18 protein-coding genes are annotated in these 25,241 nt (G+C 48.7%); 11 read left to right on the top strand and 7 right to left on the bottom strand.

Annotated features, from left to right (window positions below; translation table 11 throughout):
- Positions 1 to 10: 10 nt before the first annotated feature.
- Positions 11 to 1,375: a metal-dependent hydrolase family protein gene (locus tag ACYX4J_RS06250; RefSeq protein ID WP_444897962.1), complete on the bottom strand. Its 1,365-nt coding sequence runs from the start codon at positions 1,373 to 1,375 to the stop codon at positions 11 to 13.
- 90 nt (positions 1,376 to 1,465) lie between these two features.
- On the opposite strand from ACYX4J_RS06250, the gene ACYX4J_RS06245 reads away from it, so the two are divergent.
- Positions 1,466 to 2,077, top strand: coding sequence for a glutathione S-transferase family protein (locus ACYX4J_RS06245; RefSeq protein ID WP_444897963.1), 612 nt, complete (start codon positions 1,466 to 1,468; stop codon positions 2,075 to 2,077).
- Positions 2,078 to 2,119: 42 nt separating this feature from the next.
- Here the strand turns inward: ACYX4J_RS06245 and ACYX4J_RS06240 are convergent, their stop codons facing one another.
- Positions 2,120 to 4,936, bottom strand: a complete 2,817-nt coding sequence (locus tag ACYX4J_RS06240) for a M16 family metallopeptidase (protein ID WP_444936292.1) — start codon at positions 4,934 to 4,936, stop codon at positions 2,120 to 2,122.
- A gap of 218 nt (positions 4,937 to 5,154) precedes the next feature.
- Positions 5,155 to 6,243 (bottom strand): Glu/Leu/Phe/Val dehydrogenase dimerization domain-containing protein, encoded by a 1,089-nt coding sequence (locus ACYX4J_RS06235; RefSeq protein ID WP_476178102.1) that lies wholly within the window; start codon positions 6,241 to 6,243, stop codon positions 5,155 to 5,157.
- A 519-nt stretch (positions 6,244 to 6,762) separates the two neighbouring features.
- Here ACYX4J_RS06235 and ACYX4J_RS06230 point away from each other — a divergent pair.
- From ACYX4J_RS06230 to ACYX4J_RS06220, 3 genes are all read left to right on the top strand, one after another.
- Complete coding sequence (locus ACYX4J_RS06230) at positions 6,763 to 8,730, top strand: VacB/RNase II family 3'-5' exoribonuclease (protein WP_476178101.1); 1,968 nt, start codon at positions 6,763 to 6,765, stop codon at positions 8,728 to 8,730.
- A gap of 123 nt (positions 8,731 to 8,853) precedes the next feature.
- Entirely contained in the window at positions 8,854 to 10,326 is a 1,473-nt protein-coding gene (locus ACYX4J_RS06225; protein ID WP_475709706.1) for an aminoacyl-histidine dipeptidase, read from the top strand.
- Positions 10,327 to 10,496: 170 nt separating this feature from the next.
- On the top strand, positions 10,497 to 11,294 hold the full coding sequence (locus tag ACYX4J_RS06220; protein WP_444907729.1) for a class I SAM-dependent methyltransferase: 798 nt from the start codon (positions 10,497 to 10,499) through the stop codon (positions 11,292 to 11,294).
- Here the strand turns inward: ACYX4J_RS06220 and ACYX4J_RS06215 are convergent.
- Genes ACYX4J_RS06215 through ACYX4J_RS06205 form a run of 3 tightly spaced genes read right to left on the bottom strand, consistent with a single transcriptional unit; the run spans position 11,287 to position 14,124 of the window.
- Entirely contained in the window at positions 11,287 to 12,186 is a 900-nt protein-coding gene (locus ACYX4J_RS06215; protein ID WP_444907728.1) for a polysaccharide deacetylase family protein, read from the bottom strand. The genes ACYX4J_RS06220 and ACYX4J_RS06215 overlap by 8 nt on opposite strands.
- Positions 12,186 to 13,058 (bottom strand): GNAT family N-acetyltransferase, encoded by an 873-nt coding sequence (locus ACYX4J_RS06210; protein ID WP_444907727.1) that lies wholly within the window; start codon positions 13,056 to 13,058, stop codon positions 12,186 to 12,188. Before ACYX4J_RS06210 ends, ACYX4J_RS06215 begins: the two co-directional genes overlap by 1 nt.
- 31 nt (positions 13,059 to 13,089) lie before the next feature.
- Positions 13,090 to 14,124, bottom strand: coding sequence for a linear amide C-N hydrolase (locus ACYX4J_RS06205; RefSeq protein WP_444907726.1), 1,035 nt, complete (start codon positions 14,122 to 14,124; stop codon positions 13,090 to 13,092).
- A 406-nt stretch (positions 14,125 to 14,530) separates the two neighbouring features.
- Between ACYX4J_RS06205 and ACYX4J_RS06200 the strand changes: the two genes are divergently transcribed.
- The 7 genes from ACYX4J_RS06200 to rdgC all read left to right on the top strand — a co-directional run bounded on the left by ACYX4J_RS06200 (position 14,531) and on the right by rdgC (position 22,537).
- Positions 14,531 to 14,929 (top strand): VOC family protein, encoded by a 399-nt coding sequence (locus ACYX4J_RS06200; protein ID WP_444897970.1) that lies wholly within the window; start codon positions 14,531 to 14,533, stop codon positions 14,927 to 14,929.
- A gap of 435 nt (positions 14,930 to 15,364) precedes the next feature.
- On the top strand, positions 15,365 to 16,459 hold the full coding sequence (locus ACYX4J_RS06195; protein ID WP_476178100.1) for an alpha/beta hydrolase family protein: 1,095 nt from the start codon (positions 15,365 to 15,367) through the stop codon (positions 16,457 to 16,459).
- Positions 16,460 to 16,549: 90 nt separating this feature from the next.
- Positions 16,550 to 17,071 (top strand): hypothetical protein, encoded by a 522-nt coding sequence (locus tag ACYX4J_RS06190; RefSeq protein WP_444917752.1) that lies wholly within the window; start codon positions 16,550 to 16,552, stop codon positions 17,069 to 17,071.
- Between the two features lie 10 nt (positions 17,072 to 17,081).
- On the top strand, positions 17,082 to 17,420 hold the full coding sequence (locus tag ACYX4J_RS06185; RefSeq protein WP_413662708.1) for a hypothetical protein: 339 nt from the start codon (positions 17,082 to 17,084) through the stop codon (positions 17,418 to 17,420).
- 283 nt (positions 17,421 to 17,703) lie between these two features.
- Positions 17,704 to 20,061, top strand: a complete 2,358-nt coding sequence (locus ACYX4J_RS06180) for a TonB-dependent receptor domain-containing protein (RefSeq protein WP_476178099.1) — start codon at positions 17,704 to 17,706, stop codon at positions 20,059 to 20,061.
- A gap of 171 nt (positions 20,062 to 20,232) precedes the next feature.
- A complete protein-coding gene (locus ACYX4J_RS06175) occupies positions 20,233 to 21,357 on the top strand; it encodes an alkaline phosphatase family protein (RefSeq protein ID WP_476178098.1) in 1,125 nt (374 codons plus the stop codon).
- Positions 21,358 to 21,544: 187 nt separating this feature from the next.
- On the top strand, positions 21,545 to 22,537 hold the full coding sequence (gene rdgC / locus ACYX4J_RS06170) for a recombination-associated protein RdgC (RefSeq protein WP_476178097.1): 993 nt from the start codon (positions 21,545 to 21,547) through the stop codon (positions 22,535 to 22,537).
- Positions 22,538 to 22,597: 60 nt separating this feature from the next.
- On the opposite strand, the gene gndA is transcribed toward rdgC, so the two are convergent.
- Positions 22,598 to 24,118 carry an NADP-dependent phosphogluconate dehydrogenase gene (gene gndA, locus ACYX4J_RS06165; RefSeq protein ID WP_444907719.1) on the bottom strand — a complete coding sequence of 507 codons (1,521 nt, stop codon included), beginning with the start codon at positions 24,116 to 24,118 and terminating at the stop codon, positions 22,598 to 22,600.
- Between the last annotated feature and the right edge of the window lie 1,123 nt (positions 24,119 to 25,241).

The raw sequence follows: 25,241 nt of genomic DNA, 5'->3' as shown, positions 1-25,241 counted from the left end.
TCCCTACCGGCTAACCGCTGATATCTTGCTCAAGAAACACATCGCTTGGCAGCTCGCTGGATTCTTTGTAAATAACGCCTTCTTTCATCACAAACAGAACCCGTTGCATTTCCGAAATATCTTCCAGGGGATTTCCTGCCACAGCGATAATATCGGCTATCTTGCCCTCGCTAATGCTGCCCAGTTCATCCTGTACTTGCAGTAGTTGGGCCGCGTTCCAAGTCGCTGAACGCAGTGCATCGGCCGGGCTCATTCCACCCTGCACCATCAATAAGAATTCACGAGCATTATTGCCGTGACGGGTAACACCGGTATCGGTTCCAAATGCAATTTTTACTCCGCGCTTGTGAGCGCGGCTAAAAGTATCCTGCATTAAAGGCCCCATAGTCGCGGCTTTCGGGCGCACCAGGTCCGGCAGGAAGCCTTCAATCGCCGATTTTTCTGTCACCCACTCGCCAGCCATTAGAGTCGGCACAAACCAGGTGTTGTTACGGCGCATCAGGTCCATCACCTCATTATCCATATAGGTGCCGTGTTCAATGGAGTCCACTCCAGCACGAATTGCGCGGATCATTCCCTCCTTACCGTGGGCATGTACTGCAACTGTGAAACCATAGTCCTTAGCAGCCTCAACAATTGCCTCCAACTCATCCTGCATAAATTGAGGGTTCTGGCCGCTCTTTGCCACACTCAAGACTCCACCAGTCGCGGTGATCTTGATCAGGTCAGCGCCGTCCTTATAGCGTTGACGAATCGCTTTGCGCGCGCTGATAGGCCCATCAATAACACCATCCACCGGGCCAGGGTTCCCCATCAAGTCCTGCCTGAGCCCATTGGTGGGGTCAGCGTGCCCACCGGTAGTTGCGATTGTCTTTGCCGCCGTATAAATACGCGGACCTTCCACCAGGCCTTTGTTGATTGCATTACGTAAACTCACAGTCACATTGTCGTGATCACCAAGATTTCGAATCGTGGTAAATCCAGCCTGTAGAGTGCGATGAGCAGCATCCACGCCGCGCAAGGTAAAATCGGCAGTATTCCAGCTGAAAGACTCCATATAAGCACGCGGCCCAAACTCGTAAGTGAGATGGCTGTGCATATCCATCAAACCTGGCAATACCGTATATTCTCTCAAGTCGACCAAGCGCTCTCGATCGCGCTTGGCAAACCCCTTCTGTACTGACTCAACCCGCCCATCGACAATATGAATGGTGCGGTCTTCCAATAATTTTCCATTACTGCTATCAAATAATTTGCCAGCGTAAATTGCGATGCTCTCGGCCCCAGCCTGTAAACTAAAAAGCCCGGCAAATACCGACAAAGCCACGGCGGCTGCGCGGTTGACAAAGTAGCTTCGGTTGGTCTTTGTTGTCATTGTCGTCCCCAGTAGATCTCTTTTAGATTCTTAACGTCCTTTACCAAGATCGCACAATCTACGCAATTACCCAGGCGAGAGGAAGCCTCTATGAAAATCTATGAGTTCGCAGCAGCACCAAACTGTCGACGTGTTCGCATGTTTATGGCAGAAAAGGGGTTAGATGCAGAATATGTCGGAATAGATATTACAAAAGGGGAAAATCTTAGCTCAGAGTTTCGAAGCAAAGATATCAATAAAAAAGTACCCGTAATGGAGCTGGATGACGGCACTTACATTGCGGAATCAGTGGCCATTCAGCGTTATTTTGAGGAGCTACACCCAGAGCCACCACTCTTCGGCCGCACCCCCAAGGAAAAAGCACTGGTGGAAATGTGGAATCGCCGTGCCGACTTTAACCTTATGTTTCCTGTCGGGATGTGTTTCCAGCACGTTTCCGGTTTCTTTAAGGACCGGATGAATGTTTACCCCGATTTTGGTGAGGATTCAGGCAAGCGAGCCTTGAAGTTTATGGATACCCTCGACAACCACTTTTCAGACCATGAATACCTGGTTGGTGACTATTTTTCAGTGGCCGATATCAGCATGGTTTGCGGACTGGATTTCGGCAAAGTTCAAAACCTTCGACCCGATCCGTCCAAGCACTCTCATCTAATCAGGTGGCGTGAACAACTTAAAGAGCGCCCCAGTTTTAAAGCTTAAACCCTATTTCCCCGCCCAAACAGGGCGGGGAAATAATTCAAATCAGTCCTTTGCAGGAAGCACCTCAACGGGGCCAATATCCAAGGCTTCAACCTCGCCTTTAATCTTACTCAGATCCCCAACAATCACCCAGGTGAATTGATCTGGCGCAAGATACTCCTTCGCGGAAGCCTCTACTTTTTCCTTATTCAGTGCTGAAACCCGCTGTGGATATTCGGCAATATATTCCTCTGGAAGCCCCTTCTCCACCTGCCAATTAATACTGGAAAGCAATTGCCCTTTGGTCTGGAATCGAGCACTTTGCTTCAGGACTTCGTCATTCTGGTAGTCCTCAAGCTCTTTTGCAGTAATAGGACGCTCTCCTAAGTATTCCTCATACTCTTTTACCAATTCCTTAATGGCTGGAGCTGTTTTATCAGTTTGCACAGGAGCAAAGAGGATATAGGGACGCTGCCCTTCTGTATCGAGGGAAACCGCGCGGGCACCATAGGACCAATGCTTGTTCTCACGAAGATTCATATTGACCCTGGACGTAAACTTTCCGGCAATAATATTTGTCATCGCATCAAAAGCTTCAGCGCCCTGCGGCTGCCAAGGCGGCATCAACAGACCTGCCATGATATAACTCTGTTGTGCGCCGGGGCGGTCAAGCAAATAAACTCGAGCTTTTTCTGGGCGGGGCACCTTGGCAACTTCAATTTTGGGAAGCTCTGATTTAGGAGCAGTCCACTTTCCGAGCGTCTCATTTAGCAAAGGCTCAATTTCTTTTTCAGTAACATCCCCCACGATCGTCAGGGTTGCATTATCCGGACGCACCCAGGTCTTTTGGAAATTAACCAGATCCTCACGGGTTATGGACTTAATTCCCTCGGGAGTACCCGATCCCGTCAAGGGAGAGCCATAAGGGTGGTTTTCTCCAAATAGCAGCGGCGGCAGTTCACGCATAGCCAAGCCCTGAGGCTGGGCTTTTTCCTGGGCTATTGCATCCAGGCGATTGGACTTAACCCGCTCCAGGTCGGACTCGGGGAAACGAGGTTCAGTAACCACCTTCTCAAATAGCTCCAGCGATGGCTCCAGCTGCGTCTTAAGGGCACTCATGCTGATATTGTTATAATCAAGGCCGCTACCACCACCAATATTTACACCAAGCTCTTCTGAGCGAGAGCTAAATTCCAGGCTATCCAGATCACCCGCACCTTCGTTCAGCATTTGCGCCGCAACTGAAGCCAGACCCGGCTTATTTTTATCTGCGGAGGCGCCACTGCGAAATTGTAGATTCATCAGTACCACGGGAGTATCGTGGCGTTCGGCCAGAACAACCTTTAATCCATTTTTGAGGGTAAATTCTTTTTGTTTTGGCAGTTCCAGCTCTACATTTTTGTCTACCTCGGGGAGCTTGCTGCGGTCAGCACCCTCCGCCGCTGCCGTATACTTCTGCTTCGGCTCCATAATTAAGGTGTAGGAGTCCTCTTTCAACCACTGCTCAGCCACTTCTTGAACTTCGAGAGCGGATACTTTTGCATAATCCTCTACGCCTTCGATCAAGGCTCCGGGATCGCCAAAATAAAACTCCGACTGGGCAAGGATGTCACTCTTACCACCAAAACCACCGGTTTTTTCCAACCCCTTTACCAGCCCGGCAAACTCACTCTGTTTAACCCGGCGTAGCTCATCCGCATTCACACCATTTTTTGCGAATTGCTTTAATTCTTTATTCAGTAAGTCTTCAACTTTTTCTACAGACTGCCCGGGTTTCACATCGACGATAATCATCAACTGCCCTGCAAGCTGACGGCCGTAATAAAAAGCACTGACACTGGTGGCCACTTGCTCATCGCGAACCAAGCGGCGGTAAAGAAGAGAGTTTTTTCTATTGGCGAGAAGGGAAGTCATTAATTCCAGCGCATCTTCCACTTCGCTACCCACTGCGGGCACATTCCAAACCTTGTAAATTCGCGTTTGGGGCACCTGGTCGTAAACCACCTCCCTCTTTTTCACTTGGGTGGGTAGTTCCCAATTCTTAATGCGCGGTTGCACTCCTGTGCTCGGGATATCACCAAAATATTTGCGCACCTTGGCCATCGCATCTTTGACCGTAACATCACCCGCAATTACCAAAACTGCATTAGCGGGCTGATAATGGTCCTCAAACCATTTTTTGACATCTGCAAGACTGGCGTTGTCCAGGTCCTCCATCGAGCCAATCGGCGTCCACGAATAGGGGTGTCCTTTGGGGAAGGTGCTCTTGGCAATAATATCGAACGCTTTGCCATAAGGTGCATTCTCCCCCTGGCGCTTTTCATTCTTTACAACACCGCGCTGCTCATCCAAAACCTCCTGGGTAATTGCACCTTTAAAATGCCCCATTCGGTCGGACTCCATCCACAGCGCCATATCCAGGGCGCCTTTGGGCACGGTGACAAAATAATTGGTACGGTCATTGCTGGTGGTGCCATTCATATCGGTGGCCCCAGAGCGCTGGAAGGGTTCGAAATATTCCCCTGGAAAGTTTTCGCTACCGTTAAACATCAAGTGCTCAAATAAATGAGCAAATCCGGTTTTACCTGGCGGCTCATCCTTAGAGCCTACTTTGTACCAGAGATTGGTAGAAACAACGGGGGCTTTGTGGTCTTCATGCACAATCACCGTCAAGCCATTGGGCAATACTTCCTTATGGAAAGGAATCTCCAACTTGGGTGGCGGGACATACGCCTCTTTATCGGATGCAGCAGCCTTACTACTGGCTGCTGCTTCCTTATCCACCGAAAGCGCATGAGGCGTATCATCGGTAGACTTTCCGCAAGCGGTAAGGCCAGTAATAGCGATGGCAACGCTGATAAGTAGCGGACGCAAGTCCATATTGTCACTCCCTTTTAAAAAACCGCAATTTCAGGATGGCAAGTTTAGGCCAGCTTTCCTCCAGAGTGTCAGCAAAACCTTTTACCAACTGCAATTTAGCAAATATTCCAGGCAAAAAAATGGGCACCGAAGTGCCCAAATCAATACATCACAGAGAGAAGCGAGATGACAATCGCCCAAGGAATCAGGTCACCAGCTCTACTCCTGCGCTGAAAACATTACGCTGCCACAGTACCAGACTTGTCTTCGGCCTCGCCTACAACCGTATGGTGACCAAAGCGCTCCTCGGCAACCCGGTCCGCTACGTGAGCGGTGGTCTGGCCGGTTTCATCGGCACGCTCGAACACTTCTTTCATCGTGCTGCCAATCTCTTCGATATGAGCGCGCACTTCTGCAGCGTCGTAATCACCTTTTTGCTGGTAGTAAACGTCGATAATACCGCCAGCATTAATGACATAGTCCGGTGCGTACAAAATACCTTTCTCGCGAAGCACTTCAGCATGGTGCTCTTCCGCCAACTGGTTGTTGGCCGCACCAGCAATAGCCTGCACTTTCAAGCGGCTGATGGTGTCATCGTTGAGAATTGCTCCCATCGCACAGGGGGCAAACAGATCTACGTCCAGGTCAAAAATCTCATCGGCAGTTACGGCTATGGCACCCAGCTCGGTAACCGCGCGATCGATGTTGTCTTGGAAAATATCGGTGACAAACAGTTCCGCACCGGCATCTTTCAATAGTTTACCCAGGCGGAAACCAACGTTGCCCACACCCTGAATAGACACTTTTAAGCCGGTCAGGTCAGTCTTGCCCCAGCGGTGCTCTACCGCAGCTTTCAGGCCGACAAACACACCGTAAGCAGTCGAAGGGGAAGGATCACCACCATACTCGGAGCCCGCAAACAGGCCGGAAACAAACTCGGTTGTCTCACCGATAACACTCATATCAGACACACTTGTGCCGGAATCTTCAGCGGTGATATAGCGGCCGCCCAGGGTATTAATAAACTCACCCATAGCGCGCAGTAACTCAGGGGTCTTTTCCTTGCGCGGATCACCAATAATTACGGCTTTGCCACCACCCAACTTGAGACCAGCCATCGCAGACTTATAAGTCATACCACGGGAAAGGCGAAGAACATCATTCAGGGCCTCGCCATCGTCGGCGTAGGGCCACATGCGGCAGCCACCCAGTGAAGGACCCAAATTCGTATTGTGTACCGCGATAATGGCCTTCAAGCCACTCTTTGCATCTTGGTAAAACGCCACTTGTTCGTGTTTATCGTAGGCGGAATGGGAAAAAATACTCATTAACTGTTCCTCTCCGGAAGGCCGGTTCTACAGCTGGGGAACAACCACAGCCCTTATCTGTTTTTATCTGGAATAAGATTATATCCAGCTTCCACAGACAAAGTTTGCATATTTTGCACACATGAGCCTTGCAATAGCTAAAGCATCACACTAGAAGCACAGTTTTAGGATGGGTATTCACCCCGGAATAACTTGGGCCGCCCAGTCATTAATCCAGGCGGCTAGCTCTACGCTCTTATTTCTCCATCAATTGGTATTGAATACCGGACCCTCTCCTACCGCTGGCGGCTCTCGCATAAATTTCCTATAACTGCCCCTCAAGAGAACACGATTCCTGTATAAATCTTCTGGCAAAGAACCACCTTTTGAAGCCTTCCTTAATATGTCTACTTTTTCAAAAATTTTTGGAAACCTCACAACACTGACAACTAAGATCATTTCCACCGCCTAAGCGCGTTACATCCTCTGCGTATGGTCTGGTAGAATCCGCGCCCAAATCGACCCATAGAGATAAACTCGATGCTGAATGCCGACGCTCTAAAACAACTTTCGCAACTGAAAACAGATATTCGCTCCAGTAAGGAGTTTGCCGAAGGCCGGGTTCGCGGCAGTAACGGCAAGTTTGGCTTCGTTGAGTTGGATGACGGGAGGGAAGCCTTCCTGCCTCCCAATGAAATGGAGCGTGTATTTCCCGGTGACCGGGTTCGAGTAAGTCTCTCAGAGGAGAACAAGGGTAAACTCGCGGCGGAGCTCGATGCATTGATCGACAGCCAGCTCGACTACCTTGTTGGCCAGTATGTACAGCGCGGCCAGGGCCACTTTATCCAGCCCACGCAAAATGGCCTGTCCCGCTGGATTTTTCTCCCTCCCAAGGCTCGCGGCAAGGCCCAGCCGGGAGAGTTTATTGCCTGCAAAGTAAACCGCCATCCATTTAAAGACGGCAGAGCCCAGGCCAAGGTGGAAACCGTTATCGGCAAGCCCGATATGCCCGGTATCGAACACGCCTATGTTGTCGCCCAATTCAAGCTGCCTGAGCAATTTGGTGCCGCTGCACAAAAGCAGGCGGACACAATTGCGGAGAAACTGACAACAGTTACCGGTGAGCGCACCGAACTTTCCGAGCTGGGCTTCGCAACTATCGATGCGGAAACCACTCGCGATATGGACGACGCTCTGGCCGTAAGCAGCCGTGACGGGGGCTGGACCCTGCACATTGCTATTGCAGACCCATCGTCGCTAATTGATGAGAACAGCCCCCTGGATAAAGAGGCGTTTAATCGGGCCCACAGCCAGTATTTACCGGGCGAAACCCTACCCATGCTGCCCCGCAACCTGTGTGAGAACCTGTTCTCCCTGGTTCCCGGCGAGCTGCGCCCCGCCCTGGTTATCCATATCGATATCGATAACGATGGCACCATTGGTAATAGCCGCTATGAATTTGCCGCTATTCGCTCCCTGCACAAACTGAGCTATGAACAAGTCAGCCGCTTTATTGAGGGTGACGACTCCGCCGTGCCCCAGGAGCAACAGGACAGTCTGCGTAATTTGGCGGCGATCTACGAAGCGCGCGCCGCATACCGTGCCAGCCACTCACTGGCAATGGAAGATCGCCCGGACTATGAAATCCGCTTGAACGATCAGCGCAAGATCGAGTGTATCGAAAAGCAGGAACGCAATATCGCTCAGCGAATGGTCGAGGAAGCCATGCTCGCTACCAATATCAGCATGGGTGGCAAACTCGCCGAGATTGAGCAGGGCTGCTTCTCTGTTCACTTGGGCTTCCGCGAAGAGCGCATGGGAGAAGTTCGCAGCCTGCTGAAAGAACTGCTACCTGAGCATGCAGAGGCCGATCTGGGGCAACTGGAGCATTACCTTGCACTGGTTAAGCACCTGGAAAACCATGAAGAGCCGCAGATGAACAACCTGCTAGCCGTGCTCAAGCGTATGCTGCGCCCGGGCCAGCTCGATAACAAGGTAGGGGCTCACCTGGGACTAGGCCTCGAGGCCTACGCCACCGTCACCTCTCCAATTCGCAAGTACAACGACCTGCACAACCACCGCGTTCTGCGCGCTGCTGCGCAGGGAGAGAAAGCCTCCACCCTGGCCGATGATAAAATCGAATCCCTGCAGGAAAGCCTGATTCGCGGTCGCCAGGCCAACCGAGCCCTGGAGCAATGGCTCTACGCTCAATTTATCGAGAAGAAAGTTGGCCAGGAATTTACAGGGAAAATTACCCTGGTAAACGGCGCAGGCATCGGCGTGCGACTCGACGACTTTGGTATTGACGGCTTTGTGCGCATGAATGGCGATAAGAAGAATCTGCCCACCTTCGATGGCAAGCACCTGGTTCTTACGCACAATGAAAAACGCTTCCACCTAGAACAGGAAGTTTCAGTTAAAGTAGCGTCTGTCGATGTAGACAAACGACGCATCGCCTTTGAACTGAACGCTGAAAAAACTGAGGCTGCCGACGCGGCTCAAAAATAAACTCCTGCACATTTACCCAAGCCCGGCGCTCGCCGGGCTTTCCTGCCGGGGCCAAAGCCCACCACCTTTGATCGACCAGCTAACTTATAGCTCCGGCACCAATAGAATAAATCGAGGCCACTCATGAGCAATATTGCTGAATTGAACCCAACTCCACTGTGGGCACACTTTTCCAAGCTCTGTGAAATTCCACGCCCATCCAAGCATGAAGACCGCGTAGTGGAGCATATCGTTAACTTCGCTAAAGCACGCGGCCTAGGCGTTCAGCTGGATGAAATCGGCAATATTGTTATCAAGAAGCCGGCCACTCCAGGTATGGAAAACCGCAAGACACTGGCCCTGCAGAGCCATGTGGATATGGTGCCGCAGAAGAATGCCGACACTGAGCACGACTTTCTCACCGACTCAATCAAACCCTACGTGGATGGAGACTGGGTAACTGCGGAAGGCACCACACTCGGCGCAGACAATGGTATTGGCGTTGCCGCAATCCTGGCCCTGATGGAATCTACTGATATTCCCCACCCCGCCTTGGAAGCCCTGCTGACAATCGATGAAGAAGCGGGCATGACCGGCGCCAAGAATCTTAAGCCTGGCTACTTTGAAGCTGACCTGCTCCTCAACCTGGATACTGAAGATGAAGGTGAGCTGTATATCGGCTGTGCCGGCGGTGTCGACGTCAATGTCAGCCTGCCCTATACGCCAGAAGCGATCCTGCCCGGTGCCGAAGCAGTAAAACTCTCTGTTCGCGGCCTCCGTGGCGGGCATTCAGGCTTGGATATCGACAAAGGCCGAGGCAATGCCAACAAGATCGCAAACCGCATTATCCACGCCGCTCTAACCCAGGTCCCCGAGCTGCGTATTGCCAGCCTGGATGGCGGTAGCCTGCGCAATGCGATTCCCCGCGAATCCTTCACAACCCTTGTCGTGCCTTCAGTAGCGGTCGATAAAGTACAGGAAATTGTAAAAAGCGAAAGCGCTCAAGTTGCCCGTGAACTGGACAATGAAGCGGCACTGGACATCACCCTGGAAGCTACCGAAACTCCAGCCAACACCCTCGACGCAGATAGCCAGTTGACCCTTATTCGCGCAATCCGCTGCTGCCCCAATGGTGTTGAGCGAATGAGCACTGCTCTCGAAGGCATTGCTGAATCATCCAACAATCTGGCCCGTGTTGTAACAATGGAGGAGAACGGTGAGCATCGAGTAAAAATCCAATGTCTTGTACGCAGCCTCTCTGACAGTGCCCGCGACCAACACGGCCTCAATGTCGCCGCCACCTTCCAGCTGGCAGGTGCAGAAACAACACTGGACAACGACTACCCTGGCTGGACACCAAATCCCGAATCACCGCTGCTGGCGATGATGAAGGATGTCTACAAAGAGATGACTGGCGAGGAAGCTGAAGTAAAAGTTATTCACGCCGGCCTGGAGTGCGGATTGCTGGCCAAACCCTACCCCAACTGGGATATGGTTTCCTTTGGCCCAACCATTCGCCGCGCTCACTCTCCTGAAGAGAAGGTACATATCCAGAGTGTCGCCAATTTCTGGGATTACTTTATTAAAGTGGTCCAGGCAATTCCCACTCGCGACTAATTGCCCAATCGGGCCTCGGGTTACCCCGAGGCCCGACACCTTGCCTTTCCACACCGCCCTCCAATTACTACACCCAACGCATCAACCACACTAAAAACTGCTTTCTAGCTATTGTTAGAGAGCCACTGGGCTATTTTAATATTTCTTAACTCCACAGGTGCCCCGGGAAAATGAAGGAGAGTTATTCACTTGGTGCAAAAGCCTCAGAGCAGAAACGCCTGCTGTTACAGAGGAAAATCTACGGGGATACAGAAGACATACATTTTCCTTCAAACTATCAAGTAGCAGAGTTTGGTTGTGGTGCAGGCGCCAATCTCTGGATTGCGCAAGAGGTATCCGCTGGTAGTTATATTGGCCTCGATATCCAGCCTGCCCAGTTAAACAAAGCCGAGCAAACAGCCCAAATGTTGGGGCTTTGCAACACAGAATTTAAGCTCTGTAATGCAGAAAAATCAGGGTTAGCAGATTCATCGGTAGATGCAGCTTTTGCACGCTTGGTTTTGATACATCTTCCAAACCCAAAAACCATGCTGCAAGAAATGATTCGCGTTGTACGCCCCGGTGGCAGACTTATTATTCACGAGCCTTACGACGCAACCTATTACACTGGCCCCGACAAGTTCAACCTAATGAAATGCTTCCGTGCACGTAATACGCTGGCCTACGGCAATGGGCGCGGTTCTCCTGAAATAGCCGTTAATCTTTTTCCAGTACTATCCTCCCTAAAGATCAGCGAAGTTGTAGTTTCACCCCATGTGATCAATGCCAATGGAAAAAGTGACGGGATTAGGTGTAAAAACTTACTGGAAAATATCATTGGACTTATAGAGCCTGTATCCGCAGAGTTAATTGCACAGAGCAAAATCACCCCTGAAGAATGGAAATCTGCACAACAAGAGGCCGGTATAGTTACCGCATACACTTTCCACACACAAACGCTTTGGAAAGCTACCGCCCAAGTTACCTAGCGGTAGAGAAATTGGAGATCCAATGTTGCGCTACCTCGTTGCGGCGACAAATCCAAATGGGTTCAAATCGCTGGATATATTTCAAGAAACGATAAACTCCAGCAGCCCTGGCAGGGTGGCCGCTGACTCGCCCATGTAGTCCAACACTCATCAACTTAGGACTCACGCTCCCTTCCCGCCAAAGCTGATCGAAAGCGCCTTTTAGCAATAAAAAGAAATCATCGGCAGTCGTGCACCCACTGGGCAGCAGGTACTGAATATCGTTATTCACCAAGGTGTAGGGAATCACCACCAATGAATCTGATTTCTGTTCCCAGAATGGCAAATCATCACTGTAGGAATCTGACGTATACAGTAATCCATCAATTTCTCGTACCAATGATCTAGTATGGGAGCTTACCCGGCCTGTATACCACCCAAACGGAGGCCTAGCGGTTAACTGCTCGATTATCTTAACAGTGAGCTGAATATCGTGTTTTTCTCGACCCTTAGGAGTATCTTTATAATCAATCCACCGGTATCCATGGCCAGCAATCTCATGTCCCGCTTCAACCAGGGCCAGCGCTAAAATCGGATTAAGCTCTAACGCCTGACCGGTAGCAAAAACTGTTAAAGGTACGTTGTAACTATTAAAGATATCGAGAAGCCGCCAGACACCAGCGCGAGAACCATACTCATACATACTCTCTACACTGAAATCCCGCCCTCCAACCCGTGCAGGCCTGCCAGGAAGTTCATGTAGGTAAGATTCCGATTGGCTATCGCCGTTTAGCTTGGTGGATTCTGATCCCTCCTCTAAGTTCAAGACAAACTGAATTGCAATGCGGGCCTGATCAGGCCAACGGGGATGAGGTGGACGCCCAGCGTAACCCTCCAGATTTCTCTTGTGCATCAACCCAGCTCAAATGTCGTTACACCAAAAATTCGGTCCCGCGCAATATCCGGCATTGGCCCCAGGTACATCCTTGCGCAGCCAAAAACTTCCTCCATTCCATAGTGCTTGGCCAGCGACATAGCCGCAGGATTATTTTCCGGCACATCCAGAAAGATAGGTCCATCATCTGCAAATGAGACCAGTCGCTTCAGCAACGTATCTGCCACTTTATAGCTATTTGCAAACAGAGGACCGACTTTACATCCATTGCGGCAACGCCTGATTACACCATAGCCACAAAGACTTCCAAATTGGACATAGCCCAAACTCAGAGCCTCTGGCTGGGAAATCCATGCTTTCAGAAATACCCGTCTACTTGCGGGAAAGCAGGTCCTGTCGTAAGCAATTATTTGATCGAAAGAAACTTCACTAAGCTGGATAACTTCATCAGGGCATTGAGTACTCACACCCTCAAAAGCAGAAAGCTCGACTCGATAACGGAGATTCCGATGGGAGAAGTTAAAACCGCCGCGGGCATAGTAATCCTGCATCGCAAATACCCCATCCATACCGATGCTTGCATCAGGCCTCAACCGGGTTTTTAAGCGGTCCCGTCGAATATACCAAAGTCTATTACCAAACCCATGACCTCTGAATTCAGGCCTAACGATAAAGAATCCCATAAAACCGAAATCATCACCGTACGCAGTAATTGCCCCTCCTCCAATCAAGTCACCCCGAACTTCCGCCGCAATGTAAGCTTCTGGATCTGTTTTCCAGAAAATTTCTGCATCGTGCAACCCCGGATTCCAGCCTTCAAGTGCAGCCCAGTCAACCAGTAAACCCACTTCTTTACGTGTCATCTCCCGAACAGTAAATGATTCATGCATTGACTTAGACTCTTCTCGTTATCGTATTTATTCAGCTACCTGGAGCGAGGAACTTAAAGGGTTCTGAAGGACTCAACTTAGATGCCACTTCCCCACCAGTATCCATTGGAGTATCTAATTTCATTGTCATTACTTTAGATCCCGGCTCAATAGAAACACTATCCATATCCAACCAAATTACTGATGGATTAATAACAGAGTCGAAATAGTAGCGGCTACTTTTTTGATCAATAACCGACCGCCACAATGTTGAGGCTATATTGGGTTTATCTGGATCATCCATTCCCAGCGGCACGCTGACAGCACGAATTTGGGAGAATGCGGATGCTAATGCATCGCGATACTTTTTATATTCTGGTGATGTTTTTAAAGCATAACTCGCCCGTACAAACCTGTCCGCCGCACTAATTGTACCCGGTAGAAAGTTTTGGCCTCCAATTGAATTCCAATAGGAATTGATTGCCAGTTGCTGATCATAAGGAGGAGAATTAGTCATTACCGTAAACTGCTTACCGTGATGGATCTTTAGCACACCATCAAGATATTCAAAAATAGCGGAATCACCACTGGGGTCTGAAATTGCAATATGTGTACTTGCCGGTCTCCCATTGGGAAGGTCTGCGCCAACCACAGTGAATGGGTCACTCTTTAACCCCTTTACCGCAGCATCAACCGTTGCGTAGTTATCCAGGATGTATTGCAACCAGGCCCCAACAGAGATAGTCGGCTTATCCCTATCGGCAGCACTCCCATAATCTGCCTCAGCCAAGTATAAAAGGTTGCCTACGAGGCCCTTTTCATTGAGCCCATCAGTTGTAGCCGCATCGTAAATACTGATAACAATTGAGCCAAACTTCGATGTCCAAGTAATAGATTTTGGGCCCAAGCCACCATTGCGCTCCATCCCCTGAGGAAAAACCCAAAATGCCATAGCTGCATCGGTATCACTCCAGTCCATGCTACGGGCAGTAATATAGGTCTTATCACCAGTTTCATAGAGTATTCGGGTACAAGCAATCGAAGACCTGGGCTCGAGTAGGCACAGCACTACAACAACAAAAACCATAACGGAGTTTATAGCTTTAGAAAAACATGAAATCCTTTTCACTTTGCCAACCATCCCTCGAAATCATTAATTAATATACTGATCGTTTACAGTCACTATAATCGGCTATAAACAATAGAAAGTCCGGTTTCCATCATAGATGGCCAACAATGGTGAGACTGTCTTTCATTCCAATACTTGGCAACCTTGGCGTAAAGGTCCAGAAACTGACACCGCTTTCAACATTTACAGTTCAAATATCTTGTAACTTCAGTAAACTTTTACAGCTTATCAGCTTCACGCTAAAAGCATTCATTTTGGTATAGGCCACTCAAATAAAAACTATTTGAAAAACTGTACACCTATTAACCAGAAAGAAATGCCCCCTCTTATCGAAGTAGCAATAAGGCCAATCACGGAGCCCCTAATGAACTCAATTGGCAGACTGGTAATCCTAGTCAACAACTATGAAGAAGCTATTGCCTTTTATCGTGACAAATTGGGGTTTGAAGTATTTATTGACTCTCAAGCAGCACCACATCGATTTGTTCATATTCGACTTCCGGCACAAAAAGATATGGGTATATGGTTACTTCAGGCAACTTCTGAAAGCCAGCAAAAGAAAGTGGGAGCACAAACTGCAGGGCAGCCTTGTGCCGTTATTTATACAGATAATTTTGACAGAGAATATAAAAAACTTGCAAAAAATGGCGTTCACTTCAGCAAGCCACCCACTTCTGAAGGGGGTGCAGAGTTTGCCCACTTTGAAGATCTCTACGGCAACGAATTTATTTTAGTTGAACTACAAAAAGAAACCGTAGAGTAAATTTTAACCTGTCGCTTCTGATTCCCCCATAGAGTGCGGTGTAAGCAGCGACAGATCTTCACCTTCGCTAGTCTACCCCCTTAACCGCGATGAAATAACTTCCGACAAGTAATTTAAGAAAAGAAGTACGAAGCGGCTTTTCCTCTCCCAATCAATAAATCTTTTTCTTTTCTATATTTACATCTCGTTTTGTATCACATATAAATCGAGTAACATTCAGTTGACATGCACCTATATCCAATGTCCTTCGGTTAGTATAGAGCTGGCCATCGCACAAAATTTCACCACTGAGATACACCGTAGCTAGCTACTGGCTAGCGTACTTATATATGGAAATACTCACTTACTGAAACGATTTTCACACAGAAAAAACAAAGGCAGGAGCAAACCTTGGCAGAAGGTTATATCTCCAGAATAGAGCCAATTGGAATAACAATGAGAAGAAGCTTAATTATGCTGGTGCCCGGACTGACACGAGTCACCAGCACCGCCCAACTGTCAGAGTTCACCGAGGGAATGATCGCAGCCAGTGAGCGTATGCCTCTCACTCAGATTTCTGATCCTACCGTCCCTGCCGGCATCAACCGCCTGAGGGTCAACGATAAGCAGGAGCTTGATCTGGTTGAAGCTTACTGGAACGACTTGGTTCCTAGCATTACCCAGCAGAGCCTGAAAGTCCGCTTAGCCCGAGGCTTCTCCCTAATCTGGTTCTGGCTGGCCAACCTCCATATTTGGAAAGGGGTGCTTAAACGAAAGTACCTGACATTTGGTCTAACCCTTTCAGCATTAGCCTTTATTATTTGGTACATTGGTACCATCATTTTGTTTGTCGAAGCTGTTGAGCCCACCAGTGACAGCCCGTTTTATCCCGCAGTACAACAGCTCAAGCAAGGTGTTGAGTATATAGGGGGCTGGCGGATCTGGCTGATTGCTACTGCCGTTGTTGCCGTTATGCCGGTTGCCTTACTAGTAGATATTTCTGACTTTTGTAAGCGCTATCTCACCAATGAGCCGGCGGCCAAGGGCAAGCCTGCAGTCCGCTTTGAGATTATCCGACGGGTCAGAGAACAGCTCGAAAACAGTATTAAACTTTACGACTACGATTCCGTAACTATTGTCGGACATAGTTTTGGCAGTGTTGTTACTGTAGACCTTTTTGCCGATCTTCCGCCAATCGGTAAACCAATCCGTATCCTAACAATGGGGTCCCTAATCGAAGTTCTGGGTAAGCAGGCTCCTTGGCTGCAGAATGAAGTAGAGCAACTGTCACAAAGAAAAGATCTAATCGAGTGGATTGATATCAAGTCTCACTCAGACTGGTTTGCCAGTGGTTCTGCGGTCCCAGCACGCCACCACTGTTATGAGCGAATTATCGGGTCTTACGGTACTTTTCCGGACAAATTGGCAGCTCGAGTTCACTCCCGATATTTCGATAATCAGGAGGCTGTTCGCTTACTGCTGACTTACTTTGAAAAGCAAAATGATCCCAGTATTTCGCCAACCTCGCACGAGATTTTGGAACCGGTATAAAGGGGTACCCAGACGACCAAATCAGAAATAAATGTATCTATACCTCAGCCCCCTTCCGGCGACTGGAGAGGGCCGAGCAGGACTATTAAAATGAAAATTAAAGAGGGAGCGATCATGATAAGGCAGCCAATAGCAATCTTTGCAGTTTTAGCCTTTCTTACCATTCTAGTTAGCGGATGCTCACAAATGGCGCCGCGCTATGATGCCGCGCTATACTCCGATTTAACCACTGTCAATGTAGAGATAATGGAATTTTTCTCTTCAGTTTCCAGTGGAACCAACAAAGATTCTTACTCAAAAAGAGATGAGAGATACCATGCATTGATCGGCAAAGTAGATGCGCTGGCAATGCAATCGAAAACCCGCCCTGCGCCTGAAAGTAAACTACTCAAAAAGATTAACAACTATTTGGAATCCTCTGGCAGGAATATTAGCTTTGAGCGGGAACCCCCCAGTGTTGCGTCATTGGAGAAAATTTCAGAGAGTTTGAACATGATGCGCACGGTAGATGAAGATAAGGGCCTAAACGCAACCGCTGTTTCTCTATTCAAAAATGAAATTGTTGTTTCCATGGACCAAGCACTCACTTATGAGTCTTTTCTGAATCGCTGAGGAAATTACTATGTCTATTGACGTTAACCAGCTCGTTGCAGATATCAAAGGGGCAGCTTCTGCGGTAATTAACAGTGATATTTCTGAACTCAGGGGATTTTCCGAGCGCCAGTTATCCGCAATGGCTCAGCAAACAAAAATGATTGCTAAAGCAATTGCATCTGATGAAATATCTGGCGATCTGCAAGATTACTTTCTCGACTCCCTGGAGGATATGGCCAAGAACTTCGCCAACACTTTACGTGGACTCCTGTTAGTCACCATTGAGAAAGTCTGGAATGCAGTTTTGGGAGTTCTCTGGGGAACAATTGAAGCTTGCACCGGCATTTCCTTGAAAGCTGCTATCTGATTTCTATTTAAATTGGGCTGGGGTAACTCAGCCCTCCCCCCTACACTCAATCAAGATTACTCACCAGATCACCCCCACTACCAAGGACACTATTCAGTCAGTCTGAAACAGCTCATGTTTCTGGCTCTCAGGATTTATTGAGCATTCACCAACGGGTAAAAAGAGTTTAACCCCCCTGTAAAGAATTATTCATCAAGACGCGTCAATGTACGCGCGCAAATAACTCAAGCCGCTTACCAGGCTGGTTAACACTTGCTGAATCACTACAAACTGGGGTATCCCGATGAATACTAAAAAGACCTACCTGGCAGCCGCCATTTCGGTGGCCACAATAATGAGTGCCAGTCCCGTGACCGCTGAAGACCTCAGCAACGCACAAATTGAAGAAGTAATGGTTCTGGGCTCCGGTAGCACTTTTAACAGCAGCGAAGTATCTGAGGCAATGCGCAAGCAACAGTCCTCTATCACCAGCGTTAATGCATTGATCGATAACCTCCCCGGTGTCTCAGTCAATGAAGGAGATACTTACGGCTTTGACGACTGGTCAACCAATATCAGTATTCGCGGATTTACTAACAGCTTAGATGAACAGCAAATTGGCACCACCATCGATGGTATTCCCAATGGCGGTTCGAATTACGGTGGAGGCTCAAAAGCAAACCGCTTTGTTGATCCGGGTAATATCGGTTCAGTAGAAGTATCACAGGGTACTTCAGATATCGCTTCACGTTCCCACGAAGCCCTGGGAGGCACTATTGATTATCGCACTGATGATCCTTTGGACACACAGCGCAGTCGAATAGAACTGTCCACAGGCGAATTTGATGCACAGAGAGTATATTTTCGCTATGACACTGGTATTTTTGCCGGGAACAGCAAAGCCTGGATCTCATACTCTAACCAGGAAGCGACCGACTGGATTACTGAAACTGCTGAGAATGAACGAGAGCACATCGCGGCAAAACTAGTGACCAGCTTGGAAGCTGGTACCATCAAGGCCTACATATCTTACGACGATATCCACGAAGATAATTATCAACGAGTCTATTCGGACGCCCAATTTGAAGAGTACCCTGAAAACGATTTCCTTACCGGCAACTGGTCCGGTATTCCCTATATCGATCAACTCTATCGCCGTGGCTGGTCTACCTTGCGCGAGAACCTGCTGGCCTACACCCAGTTCGATTTTGACCTGACAGACTCATTCAATCTACAGGCCGGACTCTACTACCACAGCAACGAAGGCCGTGGGGACTGGGTGCCCCCTTACCTGGTTGATATTACAGATGACAGCGAACAGGGCGAGTCCGAATTCCTCGGTGGCTCAACTGCTTATGGCGGGAGCCAATCCGGTATCATTTATTTTGTTGATGCCAATGGCAATGCCCTTAGTTACGATGAAACATGTACAGCCTCAGTCACCAATATCTATGGCGACTCAGGGCCTGCCTACAATCCTGATTGCTATGCAGAGGGTGCCATACCCGCGATGTCTTATCGGCACACTCATTATGAAAAAGAGCGTGCCGGACTGACTCTAGACTTTACATACGCTACCACTATCGCCGGGTTGGACAATGAGGTACGCGGCGGCCTCTGGTATGAAGACTCCACCCGTGACGAACACCGCGATTGGCACAAAATAACTGATGCAACTCAGGGTGCCAGTTTCAATTCAACACCTTACTGGGTGCAATACGACCGCAGTTACCCCTCAACCAGCACAAAGTGGTATTTACAGGACTCCCTGACCATCGATACTGTCACTTTGACACTGGGCGCTAAGCAGTTCTTTGTCGATGTTGAAAGGGAAGATCTGTTTCAGGAGTCTTCCGATGCAAGTGTTGATTCTGACTCAGACATCCTGCTCTCCGCCGGCTTGATTTGGGAAACACCCCTGGAAGGTGCAGAGCTGTTCGCTGGTTACGCTGAAAACTTTAAGGCGATTGGAGACAGCGTATTAGAGCGGCCCGATTCAGATCTCGACAATATCGAACCGGAAACCTCAGAGACCACTGAACTCGGGCTTCGCTATACTGCCGATAATTTCTCGGCAACTGCCACCTATTTTCAAAATGATTTTGAAAACCGGATCATTTTCCTGGATAACAATACTTCTGCAGGTAATAACTATCTGATTGGTACCAATGGGACCTATTTTAATGCCGGCGGAATCGAATCTGATGGTCTGGAACTTTTCCTGGACTACGATCTATCAGAAACTCTAAATCTCTATACATCCTATACACTGCTGGACACTACCTATATTGGCTCAGGAAACTCAGCTGTAGATGAAACTCAAGGAATAACGCCAGGGAATGATGTGGTCGGAATAGCTGATCAACTCTATGTAATTGGCCTGGATTGGAATTCTGAAATATTTTACGGCGGTATCTCCAGTAAGTTTACCGGAGATCGCTTTGTCGACTTAGACAATAGCTGGACAGCTGACTCCTATATAGTTGTCGATGCCTACCTGGGCATGAATCTGGGAGAATTTAGCCCGGCACTACGGGGAGCCAATCTGAATTTAGTGATAAACAATTTACTGGATGAGGATTACTTAGGAACTGTCGTTTCTGGCGGTGCCTGGATTGGTGCTCCACGGACAGCCTCACTCTCTGCAACTATTGATTTCTAAGATTTTTTGGCAGCCACACAATCGGCTGGAAATGCTAGCCGATTGTGCGTATGTTTAGTCAAGCAGTAGATTCAAAAACAAAGTGCAATAAATAATAAATATAGTCGAAAAATAATTTTGATTATTTGCGACAAATATAAATAATCCAAAGGTATGCAAAGAGCTCTTTCAATGAACAGATTGACTACAGCAATCCTGGCCCTGTTTCTTTCTACTCAATCCCTTGCCGCAGACAACCTCGTATTAGTTACTATCGACGGTTTGCGCTGGCAGGAAGTGTTCTCCGGTTATGACCCTGAACTTCTCAACCACACAGAGTTCACTGAAAATAAACAAGACCTTATCAATCACTTTCACGGCGATTCACTCACCGAAAAACGTCAAAAATTATTACCTTTTATCTGGCAAACAGTGGCTAAAGAAGGGGTTTTAATTGGCAATCGCGACAAGGGGTCTAAAGCACAAGTTACCAATAGTTGGTGGTTTTCATATCCCGGGTACAATGAGATTTTAACCGGCTCCGCCGACCCCAAAATCAATAGTAACGATCCAACTCCCAATGCCAATACTACCTTTCTCGAGTGGCTAAACAGCAAATCTGAGTACAAAGGCCAAATCGCTGCATTCGGTAGCTGGGGAGTATTCTCCTCGATACTTAATCGTGATCGCAGTGATATTTACATTAACGCCGGCCTGGAAGCTGCCGATTGGCCAAAATTGAGCCAAAGAGCAGAGTTTCTCAATGACTTGCAGGGGCAACTGCCGGTTTTCTGGGAAAACGTGCGGCCCGATGCATTTACCTATGGATTTGCAAAAGAGTACTTAATTAGCAAAAAGCCCAAGGTAATGTACATTGCCCTGGGTGAAACCGACGATTTTGCCCACGATGAGGAATATCACCAGTATCTCCACTCCGCACATCGGAGCGACATGATACTCGCCAAACTCTGGCAGACAATTCAATCTCTTGATCAATACCGAGACAATACCAACCTACTCATTACCGTTGACCACGGGCGTGGCAACACCGCTGAATCCTGGCCCCACCACGCCAGTGGCCCAGCCCTGACCCAATACTTCGGTAAAGAAGACCACCCCCACAAAGCGGGTATACCTGGCTCCAATGAGATCTGGATTGCCGCACTGGGCCCAGACATTAAGGCCTTGGGAGAAGTATCCAGGGGAGAAGCCGTTTTTCAGGATCAGATAGCCGCAACCGCACTAGAACTGCTCGGCCATAAGTCAGAAGAGTTCTTGCAGGATAGTGGCAAAGCAATAGACAGTATTCTCAAATAAACCTTTGTTCAGCCAGGCCTGACAAGTTCGGCTGAACAAATTTTCACCGCCTTGGACCAGTAATATTCTGAAGCTTGATAACAGCTTAAAGAACCCATCAATTTTGTGTTAACAGGCTCTAGCTGCCCCGCGCCGGTTTCCGCATAATGCAGGCCGCACTCGCAACTGAAAACAGATGGCCTGATGTATGTGGTTTAAAAACCTCCGTATTTATCGTTTGACGAAAGAATTTTCCCTGGATGCTGAAAAATTGAACGAATTGCTGGAGCCCCATGCATTTGTTCCCTGTGGCAGTCAGGACAGCACTCGCTATGGGTGGGTGCCTCCACTAGGGCGCCACGGCAGCCAGTTGGTGCACGCAACGAATGGCTACCTAATGGTCTGTGCTAAGAAGCAAGAAAAAGTGATTCCTGCTGCGGTAGTCAATGAGAAAGTTGAAGAGCTGGCACAAGCTATTTCTGAAAAAGAAGCCAGGCAGGTAGGTCGCAAGGAGCGGCAAAACCTTAAAGACGAGATTCTCCTTGAAATGCGCCCCAAGGCATTCGCTCGCTCCCGTCTGCAATATGCCTATATTGCACCTCAGGATGGTTGGGTAGTGGTTGACGCCTCTTCTGCCTCCGCCGCCGAGGAACTGCTGGAGAACCTCCGCGAGGCTATCAGTAGCCTTGCCGTGGTACCACTCTCCGCTAAGAACCTGCCACAGCAAACGATGACCCACTGGCTCAGTGCCCCTGAAGCACCGCATCAGTTTGATTTTGGCCACGAATGCGAGTTGCGCGATCCCAAAGACAGCGGCAGTGTTATCCGCTGTAAAAACCAGGACCTCTGTGCAGAGGAAATTCACAATCACTTGGTGGCGGGACTACAAGTGCACAAGCTGGGGCTGACCTGGCGTGGGGGCGTTGAATTCCTGGTAGATGATCAGCTGTCCCTAAAGCGTATCAAGTTCAGTGACGAGCTTCTGGAGAAGGCCGATAGTGCCGATGCAGAAAGTGCAGCCCAGAGATTTGATGCAGATTTTGCGGTGATGAGTCTGGAGATCTCAGCCCTGACCAAAGACTTGCTCTCCGCCTTCGGTGGCGTCAACACCGAGTCGGCTAGCGTTGAGGAACTGGTCGCCAAAGCCAGCCGCCAAGAAGCGGAGGCCCTGGCCAAAGAGGTAGAAGAGGTCGTTCTTTAGGGAACTCACATTATGATGCGTACCTGAAAGGCACGTATCACCTGCCCCCTACCCCACCAATCAGATCTCAACCATTGGGCGGCCAGGTTCGGTCCACTGGACGTGATACTTGCGCTGCTCAGGCTGGTCCACACGCGCAAAGGTATGGGCTCCAAAGAAATCACGCTGTCCTTGTAGCAGGTTCGCCGGCAGCGACTCGGTGCGGAAGGCATCGTAGTAATTGAGCGCCGATGACAGGGCCGGCACCGGAATACCATTCAGAGTGGCGCTCGCCACCGCTTGGCGCCAGTTGGCCTGGTGATCGGCAATCTGCTGGGTGAAGAAATCATCCAGTAGCAAGTTGGAAAGCTTGGAATCTCGATCGTAAGCATCGCTGATAGATTGCAGGAACACTGCTCGAATGATGCAACCTGCACGCCAAATTCTGGCAATTTCAGAGAAGTTCAACTGCCATCCCTGCTCCCGCGCAGCCAGCTTCATCAAATCGAAGCCCTGAGCGTAAACACAGATCTTTGCGCAGTAGAGAGCGTCGTGCAGCTGTGCAATCACTTCTTCCCGTTGCTCTGGAGCCACTGGTGTCAACTCAGGCCCTTGCAGTTTCTTCGCTGCGCGGGTACGCAATACCTTCCGGGTAGATAATGAACGGGCGTAAACCGCTTCGGCAATACTCGGGGCCGGACAGCCCACTTCCAGGCTGCTCATGGCTGTCCACAGACCAGTACCTTTTTGGCCTGCACGGTCGAGGATAACGTCTACCAGCGGCTGTTCTGTCACGGAGTCCAAGGTAGAAAGCACTTCTGCACTGATATTGATCAGATAGCTGTTCAGCGGGCCTCGGTTCCACTCGCGGAATACTTCTGCAATTTCCTCTGGGGCCATACCCAGCGCCGTGCGCATCACATGGTAGGCCTCACAGATCATCTGCATATCGGCATACTCAATACCGTTATGCACCATCTTCACATAGTGGCCTGAGCCTATCGGGCCGATATAAGCCGCACAGGGCTCACCTTCGCGAACCGGATTGCCAGGCTCAAAGCGTTCAATCGGCTGGCCGCTGGCTTTATCCACTTTGGCGGCAATAGCATGCCAAACTGGCTCAATACGACTCCAGGCATAACGGTCGCCGCTGGGCATCAGGGATGGCCCAAAACGAGCTCCCACTTCGCCACCGGATACTGCGGTGGTGAAGAAGATCAATTTGCCTTCATACCGTTTAGCCCGCTCCACAGAGTCGGTCCACAGGCTATTACCAGTATCAACAACGATATCGTCAGCCTTTAAGCCCGCATCGAGCAACTTGCTGCATACATCATCAACGGGGTCTCCAGCCGGAACCGAGAGAATAATCAAGTGCGGGGCTTTAACCTTCGCCAACAGCTCTGTGTAAGAGTTGCAGGCTTCAACACGCGCAGGCAGGTCTCCACGCTCTTTCTTGTCCTGCTCCAGCAGCGCATTCAGCCGGTTGTGATCCAAATCAAAGGCACAGACCCTATAGCCATTGTCGGCCAGGTTCAGGATCAGGTTCTTACCCATCACACCGGCGCCGATAAAGCCAATATCGCACTGTGAATCAGACATCAAGTTCTCCATATAAAGACAGGGGGCTTTCAAGGGCGCGGAGTATAGCAATATGAATCTGGAGCAGGGAGAGCAAAAACCAAACAAAATTGCCCAGAGGGCAGCAAATACGGCCTACAAGGTATAAAAACTGGTATAGATTGCCCCTTCAGTATGGGGCACCTTATGCTTGGCTAATTTTTGCCCCCTGTCACCAAAAGCAAATCTCCCCGGATCTGGCAATGGCAATCTCTAAGCTACTTCTGGTATTAGACAAGATATAGAAGGGCCTTTAGAACGTGATTATCGCTTGCTACACACCCTACAGTGCGACGACTGATACTTGCCAAGCAATGATGAAAGAGGTGGCAAACTATAAAAGATGCATCAATATTTCTACTGCTTTCTGGGAGGCTTTCAATTAGTAATAAATTAAATTCCTAGCTATTATTAAGGGCCATAAATTCATACCAAGGCGATCTTATCCTACCTAGAAAACAATAACATACCAGCCTAATAAAGCATTATCTTTCTGCATTTGAGATAACTTTCGCTGTACAAAGTAGTCCAAAAATTTTTCATGCTGAAAATCTGCATTCTAAGAGATACTAGAAAAGACCAACAGCTAAAATAGCCATGTAGGACACAGCCTATATTCTGAGATTTCAGGTCATAATAATTAAAGAAGAAAATAGTGGAGTAACCATTTTAGACTCACCAAACAACAACCCTATAGAAAGTAGTTATAGTTACTGCTTAGCATGTTTTTCAGAAAACCTCTTTAAACCTCAGGCACAACCCAACAAGTAGGCTCTAAAAATATTTTTCAAACACACCCACCCCGAAAGCTCTCAACAATAAACTTACGACACAATAAAAAATTTCTTACAGGACAACCTAACAATACCAGCTATATCCAACCTAAATAATATTACAGGTTAAATAAAAACGAAACCCAGAAAAAAGATACTCCATGAATTCACATTATTACAAATAGCATCACCTGATGGAAAATCACTACCCAGACTACTTTGAAAGCTATTTTTTTCAACATATATTTTCTAATAGAAACAGCAATATCTTAAGAATTTTCCTATAAGCACAGCCCGTCAACCCATAAGAAACAGAAAAAATAACCAATCAA

The sequence above is a fragment of the Microbulbifer sp. ABM4_008 genome, assembly GCF_056311705.1.
This window is presented reverse-complemented; position numbering and strand designations above follow the sequence as displayed.

What these genes read in the sequence shown, in the direction of transcription:
- ACYX4J_RS06250 (WP_444897962.1), bottom strand. Translation starts at nt 1,375, where the DNA reads ATGACAACAAAGACCAACCGAAGCTACTTTGTCAACCGCGCAGCCGCC.
- ACYX4J_RS06245 (WP_444897963.1), top strand. Translation starts at nt 1,466, where the DNA reads ATGAAAATCTATGAGTTCGCAGCAGCACCAAACTGTCGACGTGTTCGC.
- ACYX4J_RS06240 (WP_444936292.1), bottom strand. Translation starts at nt 4,936, where the DNA reads ATGGACTTGCGTCCGCTACTTATCAGCGTTGCCATCGCTATTACTGGC.
- ACYX4J_RS06235 (WP_476178102.1), bottom strand. Translation starts at nt 6,243, where the DNA reads ATGAGTATTTTTTCCCATTCCGCCTACGATAAACACGAACAAGTGGCG.
- ACYX4J_RS06230 (WP_476178101.1), top strand. Translation starts at nt 6,763, where the DNA reads ATGCTGAATGCCGACGCTCTAAAACAACTTTCGCAACTGAAAACAGAT.
- ACYX4J_RS06225 (WP_475709706.1), top strand. Translation starts at nt 8,854, where the DNA reads ATGAGCAATATTGCTGAATTGAACCCAACTCCACTGTGGGCACACTTT.
- ACYX4J_RS06220 (WP_444907729.1), top strand. Translation starts at nt 10,497, where the DNA reads ATGAAGGAGAGTTATTCACTTGGTGCAAAAGCCTCAGAGCAGAAACGC.
- ACYX4J_RS06215 (WP_444907728.1), bottom strand. Translation starts at nt 12,186, where the DNA reads ATGCACAAGAGAAATCTGGAGGGTTACGCTGGGCGTCCACCTCATCCC.
- ACYX4J_RS06210 (WP_444907727.1), bottom strand. Translation starts at nt 13,058, where the DNA reads ATGCATGAATCATTTACTGTTCGGGAGATGACACGTAAAGAAGTGGGT.
- ACYX4J_RS06205 (WP_444907726.1), bottom strand. Translation starts at nt 14,124, where the DNA reads ATGGTTTTTGTTGTTGTAGTGCTGTGCCTACTCGAGCCCAGGTCTTCG.
- ACYX4J_RS06200 (WP_444897970.1), top strand. Translation starts at nt 14,531, where the DNA reads ATGAACTCAATTGGCAGACTGGTAATCCTAGTCAACAACTATGAAGAA.
- ACYX4J_RS06195 (WP_476178100.1), top strand. Translation starts at nt 15,365, where the DNA reads ATGAGAAGAAGCTTAATTATGCTGGTGCCCGGACTGACACGAGTCACC.
- ACYX4J_RS06190 (WP_444917752.1), top strand. Translation starts at nt 16,550, where the DNA reads ATGAAAATTAAAGAGGGAGCGATCATGATAAGGCAGCCAATAGCAATC.
- ACYX4J_RS06185 (WP_413662708.1), top strand. Translation starts at nt 17,082, where the DNA reads ATGTCTATTGACGTTAACCAGCTCGTTGCAGATATCAAAGGGGCAGCT.
- ACYX4J_RS06180 (WP_476178099.1), top strand. Translation starts at nt 17,704, where the DNA reads ATGAATACTAAAAAGACCTACCTGGCAGCCGCCATTTCGGTGGCCACA.
- ACYX4J_RS06175 (WP_476178098.1), top strand. Translation starts at nt 20,233, where the DNA reads ATGAACAGATTGACTACAGCAATCCTGGCCCTGTTTCTTTCTACTCAA.
- rdgC (WP_476178097.1), top strand. Translation starts at nt 21,545, where the DNA reads ATGTGGTTTAAAAACCTCCGTATTTATCGTTTGACGAAAGAATTTTCC.
- gndA (WP_444907719.1), bottom strand. Translation starts at nt 24,118, where the DNA reads ATGTCTGATTCACAGTGCGATATTGGCTTTATCGGCGCCGGTGTGATG.